Annotated in this window: 3 protein-coding genes; all 3 read right to left on the reverse strand. The window is 35.4% G+C overall.

The window, feature by feature from the left end; translation table 11 throughout:
* Window positions 1-254: 254 nt before the first annotated feature.
* Complete coding sequence (fldA, locus tag F6K13_RS26245) at window positions 255-767, reverse strand: flavodoxin FldA (protein ID WP_124154551.1); 513 nt, start codon at window positions 765-767, stop codon at window positions 255-257.
* A gap of 81 nt (window positions 768-848) precedes the next feature.
* Complete coding sequence (locus F6K13_RS26250; RefSeq protein WP_124145327.1) at window positions 849-1,037, reverse strand: hypothetical protein; 189 nt, start codon at window positions 1,035-1,037, stop codon at window positions 849-851.
* Between the two features lie 1,139 nt (window positions 1,038-2,176).
* The coding region (locus F6K13_RS26255) for a chlorophyll a/b binding light-harvesting protein (protein WP_287288881.1) at window positions 2,177-2,978 on the reverse strand (802 nt) is incomplete at its 5' end.

Genomic DNA, 2,978 nt, shown 5'->3' on the forward strand with positions numbered 1-2,978 from the left:
CAATCTAGCAAAACTCAAAATAGATTTTGGAATTTAGTCTGATTTTATTTAGAGGGTAAAAGGAAATTTACTAAACTGTATAGATTTATATAAATCAATACAGTTTAGTAAATTTCCTTTTACCCTCTAAATAAAATCAGATGTTCCTAGCTTTCTAGAAGGAAGAAAGCATTGATCTATTCAGAGAGTTAGATAGATTTATATAAATCAATACAGTTTAGTAAATTTCCTTTTACCCTCTAAATAAAATCAGACTAAATTCCAAAATCTATTTTGAGTTGTGCTACCCATTTTTTGACGCGTTCTTCTGTAAGTTCAGCTTGATTATCTTCATCAAGAGCTAAACCTACAAATTTACCGTTTTTGACAGCTTTAGATTCAGTATGCTCATAGCCATCTGTTGACCAATATCCAACTGTTGTACCCCCCAAACTAGAGATTTTTTCTTCTAAAATACCCATGGCATCTTGAAAGTTGTCAGCATATCCTATTTGGTCGCCGGTGCCAAAATAGGCTACTGTTTTACCATTAAAATCAATATTGTCTAGTTCATCAAAAAAACCTTCCCAATCACTTTGTAGTTCGCCAATATTCCAGGTGGGACTAGCAATTATAATGTTTTGATAACCATCAAAATCTTCGGTATTTACCTCATTCATATTATGGATAGTAACCACATCGTCTCCACCAAATTCTTCCTGAACCATCTCTGCTGCTGATTCAGTTTTCCCTGTTGTACTACCGACAAAAAGACCAATATTTGACATTTTTTACCTCCTTGGTAATGATTTATATTAATGGTAGTTAGATGTTACTAACTTTTGGCAATTAAAGTTCTTGAATTAGAATTAATCAATATCTAATTCATCACAATAACCAGACCAATCACTTTGTAATCGATCCAAATTATTGTTGGCATTGATTGTTTGATTTTGCCCATTAGTTTCTACTTCTAAATATTTAGTCTGGTTTTTTTGATGACCATTTTTGTTGACTTGTCTGATTTTCCATGAAGCTAGTTTTCGTGAAGTTTGCATTTGTTTTGATTTCCTATATTTATTTGATTTCTGAAATTAAGTTGCTTAAGTAAAGTTTAGTAATTCATACTTTTCAGTAGCTAAATATCATTCAAATTACCATTAATTCTGATTGTTTATTTATCTGAAATCACTTGACAAAGCAGTAATTATTATCGAACAGAGAACAACTAATAAAGGTATCGTCGTTTGCGTGTAAGTTGGTGGCTGAAAATAGCACAAAATAAATATACAGTCCACTTATTCATGGGAACCAACTAACTAACTTATAGTAATAGAGAGATAGGTTAAGACTTATGCGGATGATGATCTGAATCAGGGGAAATGTTTTTCCCACTGTTCTCTCACAGGAGTGGGCGTTCCCTCTCTTGGTCGATTGGATATGGCGAGGAAACTGTTCCCTACAGTCCCGGAACCGGAACGTCATCCCACCCTACGGGAAGCTCCGACGAGGGGTAGCACCGCTGTTTCCTGCTATGCTTTGAAGACAAACTACTCTATTTAAAGCAATATCTATTGAATTGTTGCCTATTCAAGCTGCATATTTTACTATCGGATAAAATCGCGATCGCCCTTTACATATAAGTATTTTATCCATAATAACTCTTGAAAAATATGCAATTTTAGATACCTGAAAGCTTACTGTACTCAAAATTTACCTGAGAAAAGATGATAAAATATCTCAATAAAATGCGAAAAATATTTTTGGTTAAAGTCTTAGTTTACAATATGTTTAATCCTTTGTATTGTTAGTGGAGATTTCCGTCAAACTAATGAGAAATATTTCTATTAATATTAACCCACAACCTAAGTGAACTTGTCAAGTCTAAAAACAAAATTTTTTCCACTTGATATCAAGAAAACTCAAAAGCACTTACTTCAGAAGGAAATAAGTAAGCTTGCAAGGAAAAAAAGCAGCGTTCATCGCTCAAACATCATATTTGCTGTTTGCTCATAACTACCGACTATTGACTACTGAAGATAGACTACTGACTATAAAACTATAGCGCTACGCAAATATGGCGCGGACATTCCTCTATTCCCTGTTCCCTCTTCCCTGAAACACTTTGATGACAGGAGTCAGTTCCTCAGACCTAAGTAAAAGAACATCCTGACTCCTGAGTTTTAGGCGTTAGTTGTTAAGACTCAGCAACACCATTCAAAGCATTTTCAACACGCTTAAAGTCAAAACCCATAGCTCGCAGAGCGTGCCAGAGATGACCTTGAAGGAAGAAGAAAGCTAAGAAGAAATGGGCATTAGCTAACCAACAACGAGCAGTATGAGCACCTAAAGGCAACTCTAAAGTATCAGCAAAATAGGGAGTAATCCCAAGCTTAATATCCAAAACTGGGCCATAAAACTCTACAGGATAAGCTAAAGTATTAACGGCACAGAAATAAGCCGCAACAAATCCTGCTAAAGCTATTCCACCTAGAGAGTAAGAAAGAATTGCTTCGCCAGAGAAGATTAAAACCCGTTTTGCCCAAGGAAGTGGCTCTTTGATAATGTGCCAAAGGCCACCTAAAATTAGCAGAATTCCCACATAAACGTGGCCTCCAACTAAGTCTTCTAAGCTATTAACACTGGCAAAATGAGTTTGATATCCATATATTACTAATGGATCGAGAGTGGGATTAGTTACTAAACGTACAGTTTGAGTTGTCGCATCATAAAGCCCACCAAAATACATAGCTTTGGCTACTAATAATAGAGCACCAAATCCTAAAAAAAGTAGGTGATGACCTAAGATTATTCCGAGCTGTTTTGGGTTATCCCATTCAAAGTGAAATTTCTTAGCTCCACCTGTTGCATCTTTTAAGTTTTCTGGAACTTTAAAAGTATGAAAAAGTGCTCCTGCACCTAAGACTGCTGATGAAATTAGATGTACAATACCAACAACAAAATAGGGATAAGTATCTACCACTTCTCCACCGTTACCA

Origin of the sequence: Okeania sp. SIO2B9, from assembly GCF_010672505.1 — a bacterium.
Classification (GTDB): Bacteria; Cyanobacteriota; Cyanobacteriia; order Cyanobacteriales; family Microcoleaceae; genus Okeania; species Okeania hirsuta.

Coding starts and splice junctions, on each gene's coding strand:
- fldA (WP_124154551.1), bottom strand. CDS start 767: ATGTCAAATATTGGTCTTTTTGTCGGTAGTACAACAGGGAAAACTGAA.
- F6K13_RS26250 (WP_124145327.1), bottom strand. CDS start 1,037: ATGCAAACTTCACGAAAACTAGCTTCATGGAAAATCAGACAAGTCAAC.